General features: G+C 37.2%; 13 protein-coding genes. 11 read left to right on the plus strand and 2 right to left on the minus strand.

The features are described 5' to 3' along the window. Positions 1 to 10 precede the first annotated feature (10 nt). Positions 11 to 1,240, minus strand: a complete 1,230-nt coding sequence (locus ACP6PM_RS03325; protein WP_426581835.1) for a NupC/NupG family nucleoside CNT transporter — start codon at positions 1,238 to 1,240, stop codon at positions 11 to 13. 338 nt (positions 1,241 to 1,578) lie between these two features. On the opposite strand from ACP6PM_RS03325, the gene der reads away from it, so the two are divergent. The 6 genes from der (at position 1,579) to proC (ending at position 7,732) form a co-directional block, all read left to right on the plus strand. Then, positions 1,579 to 2,937 carry a ribosome biogenesis GTPase Der gene (gene der / locus ACP6PM_RS03330; RefSeq protein ID WP_426581837.1) on the plus strand — a complete coding sequence of 453 codons (1,359 nt, stop codon included), beginning with the start codon at positions 1,579 to 1,581 and terminating at the stop codon, positions 2,935 to 2,937. Positions 2,938 to 3,390: 453 nt separating this feature from the next. After that, positions 3,391 to 4,395 (plus strand): energy-coupling factor transporter transmembrane component T family protein, encoded by a 1,005-nt coding sequence (locus ACP6PM_RS03335; RefSeq protein WP_426581839.1) that lies wholly within the window; start codon positions 3,391 to 3,393, stop codon positions 4,393 to 4,395. Between the two features lie 384 nt (positions 4,396 to 4,779). Next, complete coding sequence (pipX, locus tag ACP6PM_RS03340) at positions 4,780 to 5,049, plus strand: transcriptional coactivator PipX (protein ID WP_293105872.1); 270 nt, start codon at positions 4,780 to 4,782, stop codon at positions 5,047 to 5,049. 131 nt (positions 5,050 to 5,180) lie between these two features. Next, positions 5,181 to 5,855 carry a YggS family pyridoxal phosphate-dependent enzyme gene (locus tag ACP6PM_RS03345; protein ID WP_426581842.1) on the plus strand — a complete coding sequence of 225 codons (675 nt, stop codon included), beginning with the start codon at positions 5,181 to 5,183 and terminating at the stop codon, positions 5,853 to 5,855. Positions 5,856 to 6,130: 275 nt separating this feature from the next. Beyond that, positions 6,131 to 6,766: a cell division protein SepF gene (locus ACP6PM_RS03350; protein WP_426581843.1), complete on the plus strand. Its 636-nt coding sequence runs from the start codon at positions 6,131 to 6,133 to the stop codon at positions 6,764 to 6,766. Between the two features lie 138 nt (positions 6,767 to 6,904). Continuing rightward, the gene (gene proC, locus ACP6PM_RS03355; protein ID WP_426581845.1) at positions 6,905 to 7,732 is read left to right on the plus strand and encodes a pyrroline-5-carboxylate reductase; all 828 of its coding nucleotides are present in this window, start codon (positions 6,905 to 6,907) and stop codon (positions 7,730 to 7,732) included. Positions 7,733 to 8,506: 774 nt separating this feature from the next. Here the strand turns inward: proC and ACP6PM_RS03360 are convergent. Next, entirely contained in the window at positions 8,507 to 9,334 is an 828-nt protein-coding gene (locus ACP6PM_RS03360; protein WP_426581847.1) for an SDR family oxidoreductase, read from the minus strand. Between the two features lie 278 nt (positions 9,335 to 9,612). Between ACP6PM_RS03360 and ACP6PM_RS03365 the strand changes: the two genes are divergently transcribed. The 5 genes from ACP6PM_RS03365 (at position 9,613) to ACP6PM_RS03385 (ending at position 16,801) form a co-directional block, all read left to right on the plus strand. Further along, positions 9,613 to 12,963: a WD40 domain-containing protein gene (locus ACP6PM_RS03365; RefSeq protein WP_426581849.1), complete on the plus strand. Its 3,351-nt coding sequence runs from the start codon at positions 9,613 to 9,615 to the stop codon at positions 12,961 to 12,963. Positions 12,964 to 13,117: 154 nt separating this feature from the next. Beyond that, entirely contained in the window at positions 13,118 to 13,819 is a 702-nt protein-coding gene (locus tag ACP6PM_RS03370) for an MBL fold metallo-hydrolase (RefSeq protein ID WP_426581850.1), read from the plus strand. 852 nt (positions 13,820 to 14,671) lie between these two features. Further along, positions 14,672 to 15,580 carry an RNA-guided endonuclease InsQ/TnpB family protein gene (locus ACP6PM_RS03375; protein ID WP_426581852.1) on the plus strand — a complete coding sequence of 303 codons (909 nt, stop codon included), beginning with the start codon at positions 14,672 to 14,674 and terminating at the stop codon, positions 15,578 to 15,580. Then, positions 15,543 to 15,857, plus strand: coding sequence for an RNA-guided endonuclease InsQ/TnpB family protein (locus tag ACP6PM_RS03380; RefSeq protein ID WP_426581854.1), 315 nt, complete (start codon positions 15,543 to 15,545; stop codon positions 15,855 to 15,857). The genes ACP6PM_RS03375 and ACP6PM_RS03380 overlap by 38 nt, the downstream gene beginning before the upstream one ends. 104 nt (positions 15,858 to 15,961) lie before the next feature. Next, on the plus strand, positions 15,962 to 16,801 hold the full coding sequence (locus tag ACP6PM_RS03385; protein WP_426581856.1) for a sulfite exporter TauE/SafE family protein: 840 nt from the start codon (positions 15,962 to 15,964) through the stop codon (positions 16,799 to 16,801). Positions 16,802 to 16,913: the final 112 nt, after the last annotated feature.

Here is a 16,913-nt window from a genome sequence, read left to right on the forward strand (position 1 = left end):
CCTGAGATTTCTACAACAAGATTCCTGCGATACAAGCAGTCATAAAACAAGCAATAGATCCACCAATCATTGCCCTAACTCCCAATTTTGCTAGATCGTGCTGTCGTGATGGTGCAATAGAACTAATTCCACCTATCTGTACCGCAATGGCACCAATATGAGAAAACCCACATAAAGCATAAGTAGCAATAATTTGCGATCGCTCAGAAATAACGTTTACTGTTTCCCCTTTTTGAGCATTTTCAATCAGTGTCTTTAAATCTAAATAAGCAATAAATTCATTCAAAATCGTTTTCTTTCCGAGCAAAACCCCCACTTCAGGACAGTCTGTCCAAGGTACTCCCATCAACCAAGCAACAGGTGCAAATAATATGGAAAAAATCCACTCCAAGGATAACTGAGGCAACCCCACAACAGCACCTATCCATCCCAATAGTCCATTTACCATTGCAATCAATCCTATAAAGGCAATCAACATTGCTGCCACATTGACTGCTAATTTTACTCCTTCTCTAGCACCTACTGTTGCTGCATCAATAACATTGGCATAAGTTTGCTTTACCTCTACCTTTACCGTTCCCGCAGTCGGAGACTCTTCTGTTTCTGGCAACAAAATTTTTGATATTGCCAATGCTGCGGGTGCCGACATTACGGAAGCAGCAATCAAATGTTCGGCAGGCACTCCAAAAGAAATATAAGCTGCCAACACCCCTCCAGCAACTGTAGCAAAACCACCTGTCATCACCGCGTGTAATTCTGAAAGAGTCATAGTTTCTACATAAGGTTTAATGAGCAAGGGTGATTCGGTTGAACCCACAAAAATATTAGCGGAACAAGCGAGAGATTCGGCGCCGGAAGTTTTCATAGTTTTCAGCATTATCCATGCAAATACTTTGACTACCTGTTGCAAAATTCCATAGTGATACAAAATAGTAATTAATGAAGAGAAAAATATAATTGTTGGTAGTATTTGGAAGGCAAAAAAGTGGTCGAGATAGCTTTCTCCAAAGACAAATTTTGCCCCTGCATCGGAAAATTTGAGTAACTGACTAACTATATCGGCGATAAATTTAAACACTGCCAAACCTGTTTTGCTTTTTAAAATTAGCAGTGCAAATAATAGTTGTAAACCTATTCCCCAGAAAACAGGTTGCCACTTAATTGCATTTCTTTTTGCAGATAACAAAATAGCTAAACCTACAAAAACTATTAATCCTAGTGCTGATATTAATCTTTCCACAATTCGTTATATTTCCTCTAATTGATTAGACTCTTAGACATATCCAATCATCAAAAATCAAATCAATTATCACACAAAAATTATAAATTATTCTTGCCTACTCCCTATTCCCTACTCCCTACTCCCTAGTTTCGTTATATTTCCTCTAATTGATTAGATTCTTAGATATATCCAATCATCAAAAATCAAATCAATTATCACACAAAAATTATAAATTATTCTTGCCTACTCCCTATTCCCTACTCCCTATTTTATTTTTTATTGGTGAAAATTATTAAATTATTGCTATAATTAAAAGTTGAATATTTTTTATATATCTAAACTAATTAAAATTAACTATGTCCTTACCTATTGTAGCTATTATTGGCAGGCCAAATGTGGGGAAGTCCACAATTGTCAATCGCTTGGCCGAAAGTAAAGACGCCATTGTCCATGACGAACCTGGAATAACACGCGATCGCACTTATCGTAACGCATATTGGCAAGACCGAGAGTTTCAAGTTGTGGATACAGGAGGTTTAGTATTTGATGATAACACAGAATTTTTACCCCTAATCCGGGAACAAGCTATGGCCGCTCTAGCAGAAGCAACTGTGGCAATTTTTGTGGTAGATGGACAAACGGGTATTACTGGAGGAGATGAAGAAATTGCCCAATGGTTACGTCAACAACCTGTTCCGACTCTCCTAGCAGTAAATAAATGCGAATCTATCACAGAAGGATTGACTCAAGCTGCTATGTTTTGGGAATTAGGATTAGGAGAACCTTACCCTATTTCTGGTATTCATGGCAATGGTACTGGAGAATTATTGGATGATTTAATCACCTATTTACCAGTAGCAGAAATTCCTGAAACTAATGAAATTAAAATAGCAATTGTTGGTCGTCCGAATGTGGGTAAATCGAGTTTATTAAACGCATTTATTGGGGAAAAACGGGCAATTGTTAGTCCTATTTCTGGCACGACAAGAGATGCTATTGATACTTTAGTAGAACGGAATGGAAAGACTTATCGTTTGATTGATACTGCCGGAATTAGAAAGAAGAAAAATGTGGAATATGGAGCAGAATTTTTTGGGATTAATCGAGCTTTTAAAGCTATTCGTCGCGCCGAAGTTGTGCTATTTGTAATTGATGCTTTAGATGGAGTAACAGAACAAGACCAAAAATTAGCAAATCGGATTATTGAAGATGGTAGAGCCTGTGTTATTGTAGTGAATAAATGGGATGCTGTAGAAAAAGATTCTTACACGATTTATACTTATGAACAGGAAGTAAGGTCACGACTATATTTTGTGGAATGGGCAGAGATGATTTTTATTAGTGCATTAACCGGACAACGAGTAGAAAAAATTATAGATTTGATTGATAATGCAGCTAAAGAATATCAACGTCGGGTGACAACTTCTGTAATTAATGAAGTATTAGAAGAAGCCATTAGTTGGAATTCTCCTCCGACTAACCGTCAAGGTCGTCAAGGTAAAATTTATTATGGAACTCAAGTAACAAGTAAACCACCAACAATTGCACTTTTTGTTAACGATCCTAAACGTTTTCCTGACAATTATCGGCGTTATATCCAAAGTCAATTTCGTCAACATTTAGGATTTAAAGGTACACCAATAAGATTACTTTGGCGTGGCAAAAAAGCTAGAGAAGTAGAACAAAATACTGTCAATAGAGCAACTCGTGTTTGAAGTAATTGATAATGGATAATTGATAATTAATTTCTATGAGGTTTAAAGCGTCTTTAGCAATAGATAATTGATAATGGATAATGATAATTTTTTTAAGCTTTGAGTAACAAGCAAGCTTTTTGAATGCAAAAATCATTCAATTTAGTACAAAATTTGGCAATCAAATAATTAACAATGAATAATTGATAATTATTAATTATTAAGTCCATTATCTATTTAATGAAACATTCTCATTGCTTCCAAACTTATTCCCAAAAAGTGGCAATATTTTTGACACGAATAAAATAGGATTTTTATATTAATAAAAAATCTTCTTCCTTCTTACTTTGATCACAGCCAAACCAAACGTTAGGAAATTTATAAATCCTGAAACTTTTTGTTGGTTCCCTGTTCCCTGTTCCCTGTTCCCTATTCCCTATTCCCTAGCGCGTAGCGCTATACTATTTAATTAATATGGATTTATTACGATCGCTACCTTTAGGATTATATCTAGAAAAACCCATAACATGGCTACATAAACTTGACCCTAGAGTTAAATTAATTTGGCTAATGAGCTTTCTTCTTAGTCCAGTGTTAGGAAGTTCAATTTGGCGTCTAATATTAGTAGGCATATTAATTATATTGACATTTACTGCCTCAATTCCTTTACGAGTTTGGAAAAAACAAATGGGTTGGTTACTAATGTTCTGTTCTTTAATATTTTTTATGAGTGCAGCAATCGCTCCGGATGGAATTGCAATTAACTATCAACCCCGTCTACCAAAAGATGAATTAGCTTTTGCTCAACAAACTGCTAATTTACCACCAGCACCAGAACCAAAAACTTGGAAAAACATTTTTGGTTTACTAGGAAAAGAAACCCCCCAAGAAGCTATTTCTCAAACGCCAAAATTAACTGAACTACCTCAACCAACTTCTTATAGCTACATCATTTTTCAACAAAGTCCCATTATCATAACCCGTCGTTCCGTGGATTTAGGCATTCGTATTGCCACCTTATTATTTACAGTCATTTATAGCACTAACCTATATCTTTTAACCACAGCCTCAGAAGAAATTACAGCAGGTATAGAAGACTTAATGGAACCTCTGAATAAATTAAAATTACCTGTAACTGAAATAAGTTTAACTTTAACCCTATCTTTAAGATTTATACCTCTAGTTTTAGAGGAGATACAGAATTTAGTTCGTTCAGTTAGAACTAGAGCAATTAACTGGAAAAAATTAGGACTCCGACAAGCTTCTCAGATATGGTTAATAGTAGCAGAAAGACTATTAGAAAATTTGCTATTGCGAGCCGATCAAATTGCCAGTGCAATGAAAGTCAGAGGTTTTACAACTGCGGACCAGCATAGAGTACAATGGCACGATCTAAAGTTAAAGGCATTAGACTGGATAGTATTGATTAGTTTAGGGTTATTCTGGTGGATTAGGTTGGCTTGGGGAGGACAAGGTTAAAACAAAATAATATATTCTTAATTTAACAAGTAATTATCTGGTATTGTTATATAGTCAAGTATAATTATTGTAAAAATAGCTGTGGAATACTTAGTTTGAGTTTCTGATTAATATTGTTGATATTTTTCAGCTCAAAATTGCAGATTGAGACTTATAACTAATGTCAAACAATCACAATTTTGAGAAAATATAATATTTTACAGATATATATTTTCTTTTTTCTGGATATATTCATCCACTTCTCAAAGTATTTAAGAAAATACAAAAATCTAGATTTTCTGTTCAACCAGAAAGTCTAAAATCTAAAATAATAGGGGCTGTCAATTGACAAAGGCCACTAAATTATTTACAAATCTTGTGATTATCTGCTGATTTGAAGCCTAAATGACCAACGAAACTTACATGAACCATCCTAATTTTGGCCTTTTATACAGGGTGTGCTTAGTTGAGGATAAGCAAGAATTATTTACTACTCTCTATGCTCAACGCTTATTTTTTTTAGTAACTAATGGAATAGGTGGTATAAAATTTGAACCAGTGGGTCGCTCCGACGCACGCTTAATGGTGGAAATTCGTCTTCGCCAGCTACGTCGCAATGGTCAAGTGGCTGATTACCAAAAACTCCAGCAAGTTCACAAAAATACTTTTCAATAATAACTGCCTTTAACTTCCACTTAATTTAAGAGGTACAACATTGATTGGTCTTCAGATACGACGCTCCCTTGACCGAGAGCGCAGGTCTTAGACCAACATTATCATAAAACATTCTCAAATCAACAGATAAAATGGTTGAGTCCATTGCTGAACGTATTACGAACATCTGCTCTCACTTACCTGACTCAGTACGGTTAATTGCCGTAACTAAACAGGTATCAGTTGATACTATTCGTGCTGCTTATGCAGGAGGAATACGAAATTTTGGGGAAAATAGGGTTCAAGAAGCAGAAGCAAAGCAAGCTCAACTACAAGATTTACCAGATATTACCTGGCATTTAATTGGCCATTTGCAAAGTAACAAGGTAGTAAAAGCTTTAAAGCAGTTTCAATGGATTCATTCTGTAGATAGCTTAAAACTGGCCAAACGCCTTGACGGTTTAGCAGAAGAGTCATCTTGTAGTCCTAATATCTGCCTACAAGTTAAAATTTTGCCTGATCCTAACAAATATGGGTGGAGCATACCAGAATTAATGACTGACTTAACAGAGTTAAATCAATGTCAAAATCTGAAAATTAAAGGTTTAATGACTATTCCACCCCAAGGATTAGATGATTTACAAACCCTATCAGTATTTGAGAAAACCCAGGAGTTAGCTCAGGAAATTAGCCAAAAAAATTTGTCTAATCTAAAAATCCAGGAGCTTTCAATGGGAATGTCAGAAGATTATAATCTAGCCATATCTGCCGGTGCTACTATGGTGAGACTAGGTAGAACTTTATTTGGTCAGAGGAGGATTAAATAAGCTGATATTATATCCAATACAACTTAAAAAGTAAAAATATAGTACACTACCAAGCGACTTGAGATGCTTAAAGCATAAGTGGATTTATCAGTTATGTGATGGGTTAAGCAAATAATACGCCCAATTTTCATCTCTAGAGATGTCAAAATTAAGCCCTCTAGATTTTTAGCTCTCAAGCATTTGGTAGATACACTCTCACTTGAATTTAGTCCAAGTGTGCATTTGTTAACAAATACTCATACTTGTTAACTAAATAGTATCGGAGAATTTTAACAGTGAATAGTCTTTTTTCCAAGCTACGAGATTTTGTCGGACTCAACGAACCAGTTGAGTACGAATATGATTACGATGAAATGGAAGGAGAACAGTATCAAAGCGTTTATCCTCCACAACAGCAACCTCCTGCTGCGGTACCTGCTGAGGAGGAAAGTCGCAGTAACCGCCGATTAAGAAATCGGGCTACTGCTGCGACTCCAACTACTGCTAGCACAGGTACTACTGGAGTTGTTAAACAAGAATCTGGAATGGGATCGGTTATGAATAATGTAATTGGAATGCCAGGCGCTTTAAATGGAATGTCAGAAGTTGTGGTTCTAGAACCACGGACTTTTGAAGAAATGCCTCAAGCAATTCGGGCCTTAAGGGAGCGTAAATCTGTGGTTTTAAATTTAACAATTATGGACCCAGACCAAGCCCAAAGAGCAGTGGACTTTGTAGCAGGCGGTACTTATGCTCTTGATGGTCATCAAGAACGCATCGGAGAAAGTATTTTTCTGTTTACACCAAGCTGTGTGCAAGTCAGAACTCAAGCAGGTGTGGTCAACGAAATGCCACAGACTCAACCACGCCCTCGTGTGGGGACCTCTGGGTCTCAAGTTTGGCAACCCGAGCAAATTCAGATGATGCAATAGTGAAGGAACTTTGGGTATGGGGTTAAAATCATAAAGTAAAAATATAATTTCCTAGTAGAGTATATTTTTGATTTTTGAATTATATCTAACAAACTCCATTCCCAATTCCTAAATTTATAATATTTTTTAGATTTAAAAATGGTAACTGCTAAGTTAGGTTTAATCGGTGGTGGGGTAATGGGAGAGGCTTTGTTATCCCGCCTAGTGCAACAAAAAGTTTATCAACCCTCAGAAATTTTAGTTAGTGACCCGCAGCAACAAAGGCGAGATTTTTTAGCACAAGAATATGAGGTAGAGGTCACTACAGATAATCGCTTGGTGATTACGAGTACAACGGAGGCTGTTTTACTGGCGGTTAAACCTCAAATATTTGATAGTGTTGTATCACAACTGGGAAACTGGCAGGTTGGTAGTCAGACAACAACTTTGCCTTTGCTAATTTCAATTATGGCAGGTGTGCCTTTGCAAAAGTTGCAAGAGTCTTTTCCTGGGCAACCTGTAGTTAGAGTTATGCCGAATGCTCCAGCAACAGTGGGTGCAGGAATGAGTGCGATCACAGCGGGGCAGAATGTGCAACCAGAACAAAAGCAGTTAGCTACTCGCATTTTTGAATCTGTAGGTCAGGTAGTGGAAGTACCAGAAACTTTAATGGATGCAGTTACAGCGGTATCTGGTTCCGGACCTGGTTATGTAACGATTTTTATAGAATCCTTGACAGATGGGGGTGTTTGTGCAGGTTTGCCTAGAGCGATCGCTTACAAGTTAGCATTGCAAGCAGTTTTGGGAACGGCGGTTTTATTACAGGAGTCGGGAATACATCCTGCACAGTTGAAAGACCGGGTGACAAGTCCTGGGGGAACAACTATTACTGGAATTGCTGAGTTAGAAAGTGCTGGTTTTCGTTCTGCTATCATCGAAGCTGTCTTGGCAGCAAAAGCAAGGTCTCAGGAGTTGGGAAATAGATAAATTATTTCATTTAATTAGTTATAATAATTTGTTTGTAGTTGGGCTTTAGCCCCTCCAATAGACCTCTCCGGAAATTAAAATTCAACAACCTTGTGACCATGAAATAAGGTCTCAAGCCTCCCCTTGGCTGTGCCGCGAGCTTTCGCTCTACAAGGGGATGAAAAAAAAATTCCGGTTTTCAAGCCTCCGACTTAAGCCGGATGTACTTATAACTGATAACTTATAACTGAAATGACAGGAGTTTCAGGTGAATTATCGGAGATGTCTAATAGACATCTCCGATAATTAAAAATTAAATCAATTATCGGGCATAAATCATCAATTCTTTCCCCCTACTCCCTACTCCCTACTCCCTACTCCCTCTTTTCCGGAGATGTCTAATATTTATGTTAGGGCTAGAGCAAAACTACGAGCTTAATTATAAGTGTTTTACCTAATTTGACACTCCACGGACTAAAGTCGCGTGGAGTCTTCAGAGGAGCTGTAAATCGGGTTAAAACCACGATTTTCACATTGCTCGAAACAACCACATTGCCAGTACCGTACCGTGGTACGTATACAGCAGCAGTCCACTAGGCGGTGCCAATTGCCACTACTCTCTCCGGTCATACATACCATTGAACCTACTTTTTAAGTTGTTAGTTGATTATAACACATTTTTTGACTACGGATTAAAATCCGTCGAATCGTTTCCATCCACCGCTTAAAAGACGGTGGTTTCCCACTTACCGAAATTTTACGATGATATTTTAGCTTTAAACTCCGGATATGGCATTATAAGAAAATTTCCGGATGAATTAACTCAAAACCTTCATCCCTCAATTTTTGATTTGATACTCTAGCATTAAAAGGGCGCGTTGAAGGAGTCGAGGTATCCCAATAAATCTTTCCTAAACCCTGATATTTGTGTAAACCATCAAGTAATTCTCGACTAATCATTGGTACATTACTTACCAAATTGTAAATACCCTGCAACCGTTTCTCTCTAGCAAACTCCAACGCTCCCACAATATCATCTAAATGAATCCAGTTTGTAACATCATCGCCACTACCAGGGCGAGTTTTACCTTCCCACCTACTAAAAATTTTCACTAACTCCCGACCTGGACCATAAATTCCCCCTAAACGCAGAATACACATCCTTTGTTGGGGAGTGGATGCAGATAATAAAACCTCCTCAGTTTCATGGAGAATTTTTCCACCTTCAGTTGAGGGGGTAACAGGGGAATTTTCATCTACCCACTCACCATTTTTGTCACCATAAACTGAGTAACTACCTGTATAAATTATTTGTTCTACAGTAGGAGTTTGTTTCAAAGTAGCAACTAGAGTTTGGGCAGTTTCTAGGTAAGTTTGTTTGTACTCCATCCCGATATGAGAGCGAAAACCTACACTCAACAATACTACTTCTTGATTTTGCAATACATCCTGCATGGCGCTAGAGTCATTGCCTTTCATTACTACTACTTTTGGTGCGATATTTTTTAGTTCTGAAACTCGTTCCGGAGTAGTCGTAGTTAGGGTTAATTGATGACCTTTCTGACTCCAGAGTTTAGCAATTGTACTACCTACATAACCACAGCCAATAATTGCAATTTTCATTCTGTTTTTCCAAATATTACTTACTTTTGATACTATACCTCATTGAGTTAAAATATGGTAGTTTAGCTATTAGTAATTAGCTCTGCTCCTTGAATAGTAATATCATGTTTGGATCAGCGCATTATAATAATTTTTTTGTTTGTAGTTGGGCTTTAGCCCATCATCTTTATCTTAGGGCTAAAGCCCAACTACCAGCTCAATACTAATTACTATTCTAATTATGATAATTGCTATAACAATTTTTGACTCTTAATTATAGGGAGATTTTTATTAGTATTATGAATATAGCAGAAAATTCAATTTATCAAGTGGGAGGTAGTTTACCCCCGGATGCTCCTACTTATATAACCAGAATTGCCGATGAACAACTTTATCAAGGTTTGAAAGATGGTGAATTTTGTTATGTATTGAACTGCCGTCAAATGGGTAAATCTAGTTTAAGAGTCAAAACTAGACAAAGATTGGAAGCAGAAGGAATTGCCTGTGCAACTATTGATATTACAGAAGTTGGTACTTGGGAAGTTACTGCCGACCAATGGTATGCTGGAGTTATTGATAGTATTGTCAGTAGTTTAAATTTAGATGATTTTTTTGATATTGATGAGTGGTGGTCGGTTACAAATAGACTCTCGAATGTGAAACGTTTTAGTAAGTTTATCAGGGATTTTTTGTTGCCTACTGTTAAGCAAAATATTGTAATTTTTATTGATGAAATTGATAGTACCCTCAGTCTACCTTTTAATATTGATGATTTTTTTGCCGTGATTCGAGATTGTTATAACAAAAGAGCAGATAATTCAGATTATCAAAGATTAACTTTTGTGATGATTGGTGTAGCAACTCCGGCAGATTTAATTAGGGATAAAAAACGCACTCCTTTTAATATTGGTATACCTATAGAATTAACTGGTTTTAAAATCTCAGAAGTAGCTGCTTTAAGTGGAGGTTTGAGAGACAAAAATCAAGATATTAATCGGTTATTAGAAGCTGTATTATTTTGGACTGGAGGGCAACCTTTTTTAACTCAAAAATTGTGCAATTTAATTCAGAAAAATGGAGATTTTATTGGGAAAAATCAAGAAGCAGAATGGGTAGAGAATTTAGTACAAAACCAAATTATTGAAAATTGGCGGATACATGACGACCCAGAACATTTAAAAACAATAAGCGATCGCCTTTTAGTTAATGAAAAACGGGCAAGTCGGTTATTAGGTTTGTATCAGCAAGTTTTGAATAGTGGGGAGGTAGTAGCAGATGATAGTTCCGAACAAATGGAACTGCGACTGACTGGTTTAGTAGTAAAGTATGAAGGTAAATTGATAGTAGCTAACCGCATTTATCAGTCAGTATTTAATGTTACTTGGGTAGAGAAAGAATTAGCAGGTTTGCGACCTTATTCAGAAGCTTTTGCTGCATGGTTAGCTTCTAGTTATCAAGATGAGTCGCGACTGTTGCGGGGTCAAGCTTTACAGGAAGCTCTAGCATGGGCAGCAGCTAAGAGTTTGAGCGACCAAGATTATCAGTTTTTAACAGCAAGTCAAGAACTAGATAAACGAGAAATGCAACAGACATTGGCAGCAGAAAGACAAGCAGCTCAAATATTAACTGAGGCAAATCAGATATTAGAAGTATTACTCAAAAGCGCGTCATCAAAAACTCTATTTATCGCTGGTCAAGAATTTGAGGCATTACTAGAAGCATTAAGAGCAGCAAAAATTCTACAATCATTATCCAAATTAACTAGAACAAAAGCTGATGCTGAAATGCTGGTGGTAACAGCACTGCATCAGGCAGTCTATGGAGTCAAAGAGCGTAATCGTTTGGAAGGACATAAAGATGGAGTAAGTAGTGTTTGTTTCAACCCTAGTGGTACTTTGATTGCTTCTGCTAGTAGGGATAATTCTCTGAAACTCTGGAGTATTGACGGCAGAGAATTAAAAACTTTGACGGGACATAGCGCTTCCATCTATAGCATCTGTTTCCATCCTGATGGTCAGATACTTGCATCTGCGGGTTCTGACAACACCATTAAACTCTGGAGTATTGACGGAACAGAATTACAAAGTTTGACAACAGGACATACCGATCTGGTTAGTAGTGTTAGTTTCAGTCCGGATGGTCAAACTCTTGCTTCTGGAAGTTTTGATCAAACTATTAAACTTTGGAGTTTAGATGGTAGGGAATTACAAACTCTGGTTGGACACAACAAGCGGGTCTCTAGCATCAGTTTTAGTCCTGATAGTCAAACGATTGTATCTGCCAGTGCGGACAACACTATCAAACTCTGGAGTTTAGATGGCAAAGAATTGCAAACTCTGATTGGACACAAGAATCGGGTCTCTAGCGTCAGTTTTAGTCCAGATGGTCAAACAATTGCATCTGCCAGTTCAGACACAACTATCAAACTCTGGAATTTAGATGGCAAAGAATTAAAAACTTTTACAGGTAACAGAGATTGGGTAAATGCGGTTAGTTTTAGCCCTGATGGTCAGATACTTGTATCTGCTAGTGCAGACAAAATCATTAAATTATGGAATATTAAGGACAAGGAAGTACAAACTTTCCGTGGCCACAGTAATAGAATTTATAGCGTCAGTTTTAGTCCAGATGGTCAGACTATTGCCTCTGCTTCTAGGGACAATACAATTAGACTCTGGAGAGTTAAAAGCACAGAACGAAATATTTTCAATGGTCATACCAATGAGGTTAGTAATGTCAGTTTTAGCCCTGACGGTCAAACTATTGCTTCCGCTAGTTATGACACCACTGTTAAACTTTGGAATCTTGATGGCAGAGAACTGAAAACCCTTAATGGTCATACAGGTAGAATTTATAGCGTCAGTTTTAGCCCGACTCAGAAAATTATTGCTTCCGCTAGTGAAGATGAAACTATTAAACTCTGGAGTCTAGACGGTAAGGAACTGCAAACTTTTCAGGGACATAGAGAACGAGTTTATGATGTTAGTTTTAGCCCCGACGGTCAAACCCTTGCTTCTGCTAGTTACGACAACACTGTTAAGCTCTGGAGTCTAGATGGTAAGGAACTAAAAACTTTTCAGGGACATAGAGATGTAGTCTTTCATGTCAGTTTTAGTCCAGATGGCAGAATAATTGCTTCTGTGAGTAAGGATGGTAGCATCAAACTTTGGCATTTGGATAGTAAGGAAGAACAAACTATTCAAGAATATGGGAATGCTGTGATTACAGTTACTTTCGACCCTACTGGGAAGCTACTTGCTACTGCTAGTGATGATGATACTATTAAACTTTGGAGTCTTGAGGGAATTAAACTACAAACTTTTAAGGGGCATAGTGGTAGGATTTATAGCCTCTGTTTTAGCCCTGATGGTCAGATTATTGCCTCTGCGAGTATGGATAGAACTATTAAACTTTGGAATCTTAATGGCAGGGAATTACATACTTTTCAAGGATATCGCCGTGGTATTAATAGTATTTGTTTCAGTCCAGATGGTCAAATGATTGCCTCTGGAAGCACAGATGGCAAAGTAATTTTGTGGAATTTGAATCTGGAAAGTCTGATAACACTCGGTTGTGAGTGGGTGGGAGATTATCTCCAAAATAATCCTAATGTTAGTCAGAGCGATCGCCAACTATGTGAAAATTTTTGATATTCAATTCTGTCAATCAAAAATTGGGAGTATCAATAGACTTCTCCAGAAAAGAGGGAACAGGGAACAGGGAACAGGGAGATGTCTAATATGGCAAGAGCTTTAGATTTATACTAAAATTTCTAAATATTTATTTCAATAAATCAGCAAAAAAATGCTATTTCGACAACTAATAGACCCAATAACAAGTACCTATACTTATCTATTCGCCGATCGGGCAAATAAAACAGCAGTGTTAATCGATCCAGTTTTTGAACAGGTGGAACGAGACTTGCAATTATTAACTGAATTAGGATTACAACTAAACTATTGCTTGGAAACACATATTCATGCAGACCATATTACAGGAGCTGGTAAACTACGCACCACTACAGGATGTTTAGGTATTGTGCCAAAAAACGCTCAAGTGACTTGTGCCGATCGCTTTCTGGACGATCGAGAAATATTAGAAGTAGGAGAAATTCAGATTCAGGCGATCGCTACTCCCGGTCATACAGACAGCCATTTAGCCTATTTAGTAAACAACAAATACCTACTAACAGGAGACTCACTATTAATTAGAGGTTGTGGTCGGACAGATTTTCAAGGGGGAGATGCAGGAGTCTTATATGATGTAGTGACTCAAAAGTTATTTACACTTCCTGATGATACTTTAGTTTATCCCGGTCACGACTACAAAGGTCAGACTGTTTCTACTATTGGGGAAGAAAAACAATTTAATCCCCGTTTTGTCGGTCGCGATCGCTTTAACTTTATTCAATTTATGGCCACTTTAAATTTAGCTTACCCTAAAAAAATGGCAGAAGTTGTGCCAGCGAATCAAAAGTGTGGTAAAATCACCGATAATTTGGATTGAAAACTTTGCCCTTTCTAGTGGCTCACTACTGAAGCTGAATAAATTGGACACGGGTTAGCGCAACAACTAGAGCTACTATTATTAGATATCTCCAGAAAATAAACTTGCCCTTTATTTAGCATCAGCTAGAGTTGTAAAAGTTCCTCAAAAAATCATTTTTCGCACCTTTTTCCTGAAAATATCTTGCCTGTTCCCAGTTAAGTGTTCCCTATTCCCTACTATAGCAATCCTATTTCAATTGTAAGATTTTGGTGGCAGTTAGGAGTCAGTCCTCAGTCCTCAGGAGTCATAATTTTCAAGCTTTTCAGCTCAAATTAACTATCATAAAAATTCTCACATCTCATTCCTGATTGCTATATATGCAAAAAGTCTATATCTTTTTCACGCCTATGTCTATTAAGTATTTTACCGGAACATGATATAAGTTATATTTGTAGCAAATCACTTTAAAGATGTCACAAATAGTTTCAAACTGAAAATGTGAAATAATTTCCTGAAATTACTGTATAGTCAAAGTTTTTAGCCTAAAATATCAAATCTGCTTGGTTCGGAGTGCTATAAGAAACCGGGTTTATGAGATATAGATGTTAATATGGTTAGGTATTTAATACAAATCCGGTTTCTAGAATTTTTATACCGAATACTACCGGATTTGATCTAAAATCTTACTTTTGACTTTTGACTCTCTTAAGTGTGTCTTACATTCTGAGGAGACCTCAGAATTACCGAAAAAATGGGTCTAAAGCCTCGCCCTAGAAGGGCGACTTTCTCGCCTTAATATTTTTTTTCAAATAATTGTTTTATCTGGGAAAATGTGTGATAAAATAATAGTATAGAAGCAAAAAGATAACAATGTTAGTAAGAGAGGCTAAGTTATTAAACGGGACATCGAATCAATATAAATCCTTGGATGAAGCTATCAGGACAGCACAGTTTATTAGAAATAAAGCTGTCAGATATTGGATAGATAATCAAGGAGTAAATAAGTCGCGTTTATACAAACTGAGCAAAGAATTAGCTAGTGAGTTTGCCTTCGTCAATCAATTAAATTCATCAGCTAGACAAGCCTCAGTAGAAGTAGCTTGGACTTCAATTAGTAACTTTTATCGTCGCTGTAAAGAAGGAGCTAAAAAGAAAGGATATCCTAAATTTAAAAAACATTGTCGGTCTGTAGAATATAAACAATCAGGTTGGAAACTGTCAGACGATTGTATGTTTATAACTTTCACCGATAAGTTTAAATCTGGCAAGTTTTCTCTGTATTGTGATTCAGAAACAAGAGAAGATTTGTTCAGACTAAAAATTAATCGGGTGAGAATAGTTAGACGTGCAGATGGCTATTATTGTCAATTTTGTTTAGACGCTGATAGAAAAGAATCAGGAAATTATACTGGTAATGTCATAGGTATTGATTTAGGACTAAAGTATTTCTATAAAGACCAAAACGATAATGGGGTTGTTTATCCTCAATATTTGAGAAAATCACAGAAGAAATTAAAACGCCGACAACGACAGTTAAGCAAAAAGTTTGTTAAAGGTAAAAAGCCTCAATCAAACAATTACCACAAAGCAAGAATTAGACTAGGGTTATGTCACTTGAAGGTGAGTAGACAGCGTAAAGACTGGAGCTGTAAGCAAGCTCGGTGCGTAGTAGCATCTAACGATGTTGTCGTCTATGTAGACGCGGAGCGGCGTGCCGAAGGCAGACCTGAAGATACAAAACATGGTCAAAAACCATCATTTGGCAAAGTCTATATCTGACGCATCGTGGTATCAATTCACTCAATGGCTAGAATATTATGGAAAAATTTGGGATAAATCAGTTGTTGTAGTGAATCCCAAATACACTTCGCAAGATTGTTCTAATTGTGGACATAGAGTCAAGAAAACTTTGTCAACTCGTACTCATGTTTGCCCTAACTGGCAAACTGAAATATGCCGTGACACTAACGCAGCACGAAATATTTTGAGCCGTGGATTGGAAATAATAGGCATTGAGTGGAATCAAGGTACCGTAGGGCATACGGGAACCTCCTAGTAATAGGGAACGCTTTGGGAGATAACGGCCTCTGCTAATGATGGGCGACTTGATTTAGTAAGTTGTGTCGATGAGCAAAGAATCACATAAGCGTGAGAATCCCCGTGCCTGATAGCCGGGGAGTATGTCAAACACTTGCTTTTTACTTCCGTGAAACGGTATTACTCATGTTAGTTTCGATTATTGGTCATTTCCTAGCAGTCGCTATTGGCATTACTCTAGGATTAATGGGTGGTGGTGGTTCTATGTTGGCAATTCCAGTTTTAATCTATGTTATGGGATTGGATGCCAAAGAGGCTATTGCCATGAGTTTTGTGGTGGTGGGTATAGTAAGTTTAATAGGGCTAATTCCTCATTGGCAACAGGGAAATGTCAACTTCAAAGTTGCCATAATTTTTACTCCACCTGCAATGTTGGGGTCTTTTTTAGGAGCGCGTCTAGCTTCACTACCACTGATTACAGATACTATTCAATTGATTGCTTTTGCTATAATGATGCTAGTTGCCAGTGTGTCAATGATTTGGGGTCAGCTAAATCAGTTGCAGAATGAATTACCACATTCACCTAAAAATCATGGATGGGCAATGATGCTGGAAGGATTAGGGGTAGGAACTATCACAGGTTTTGTAGGTATTGGTGGGGGATTTGTGATTATTCCCGCATTGGTGCTTTTGGGTGGAATTCCGATGAAGGAAGCGATCGGCACATCTTTACTGGTTATTGCTTTTAAGTCAGTAACGGGGTTTGCCGGTTATTTAGACCAAGTGGTTTTGAATTTTAATTTAATTGTTTCTTTTACACTTGCCGCAGGAGTTGGTACTGTTAGTGGTGCTTATTTAACTAAGGCGCTTGAGGCCAAACAACTTAAGAAGGGGTTTGGTTATTTTGTGTTTGCTATAGCAGTTTTAATTTTAACTCAACGTTTGATTTTTGATTTAGGATGATATAGCCAGAATTTACTAAAAGAAGAGATATTCTGGCCTTTAATTCAAGGTTTAATACTTATTAAACAAACTCTAAGTATTACTCCGATTTAACTTTATCCAATAATTTGAC

The sequence above is a fragment of the Dapis brunnea BLCC-M229 genome, assembly GCF_050015995.1.
Classification (GTDB): domain Bacteria; phylum Cyanobacteriota; class Cyanobacteriia; order Cyanobacteriales; family Microcoleaceae; genus Trichodesmium.

Excerpts from the sequence above, each read along its gene's own strand:
- der (WP_426581837.1), top strand. The coding sequence starts at position 1,579 with ATGTCCTTACCTATTGTAGCTATTATTGGCAGGCCAAATGTGGGGAAG.
- ACP6PM_RS03335 (WP_426581839.1), top strand. The coding sequence starts at position 3,391 with ATGGATTTATTACGATCGCTACCTTTAGGATTATATCTAGAAAAACCC.
- pipX (WP_293105872.1), top strand. The coding sequence starts at position 4,780 with ATGACCAACGAAACTTACATGAACCATCCTAATTTTGGCCTTTTATAC.
- ACP6PM_RS03345 (WP_426581842.1), top strand. The coding sequence starts at position 5,181 with ATGGTTGAGTCCATTGCTGAACGTATTACGAACATCTGCTCTCACTTA.
- proC (WP_426581845.1), top strand. The coding sequence starts at position 6,905 with ATGGTAACTGCTAAGTTAGGTTTAATCGGTGGTGGGGTAATGGGAGAG.
- ACP6PM_RS03360 (WP_426581847.1), bottom strand. The coding sequence starts at position 9,334 with ATGAAAATTGCAATTATTGGCTGTGGTTATGTAGGTAGTACAATTGCT.
- ACP6PM_RS03365 (WP_426581849.1), top strand. The coding sequence starts at position 9,613 with ATGAATATAGCAGAAAATTCAATTTATCAAGTGGGAGGTAGTTTACCC.
- ACP6PM_RS03370 (WP_426581850.1), top strand. The coding sequence starts at position 13,118 with ATGCTATTTCGACAACTAATAGACCCAATAACAAGTACCTATACTTAT.
- ACP6PM_RS03375 (WP_426581852.1), top strand. The coding sequence starts at position 14,672 with ATGTTAGTAAGAGAGGCTAAGTTATTAAACGGGACATCGAATCAATAT.
- ACP6PM_RS03380 (WP_426581854.1), top strand. The coding sequence starts at position 15,543 with ATGGTCAAAAACCATCATTTGGCAAAGTCTATATCTGACGCATCGTGG.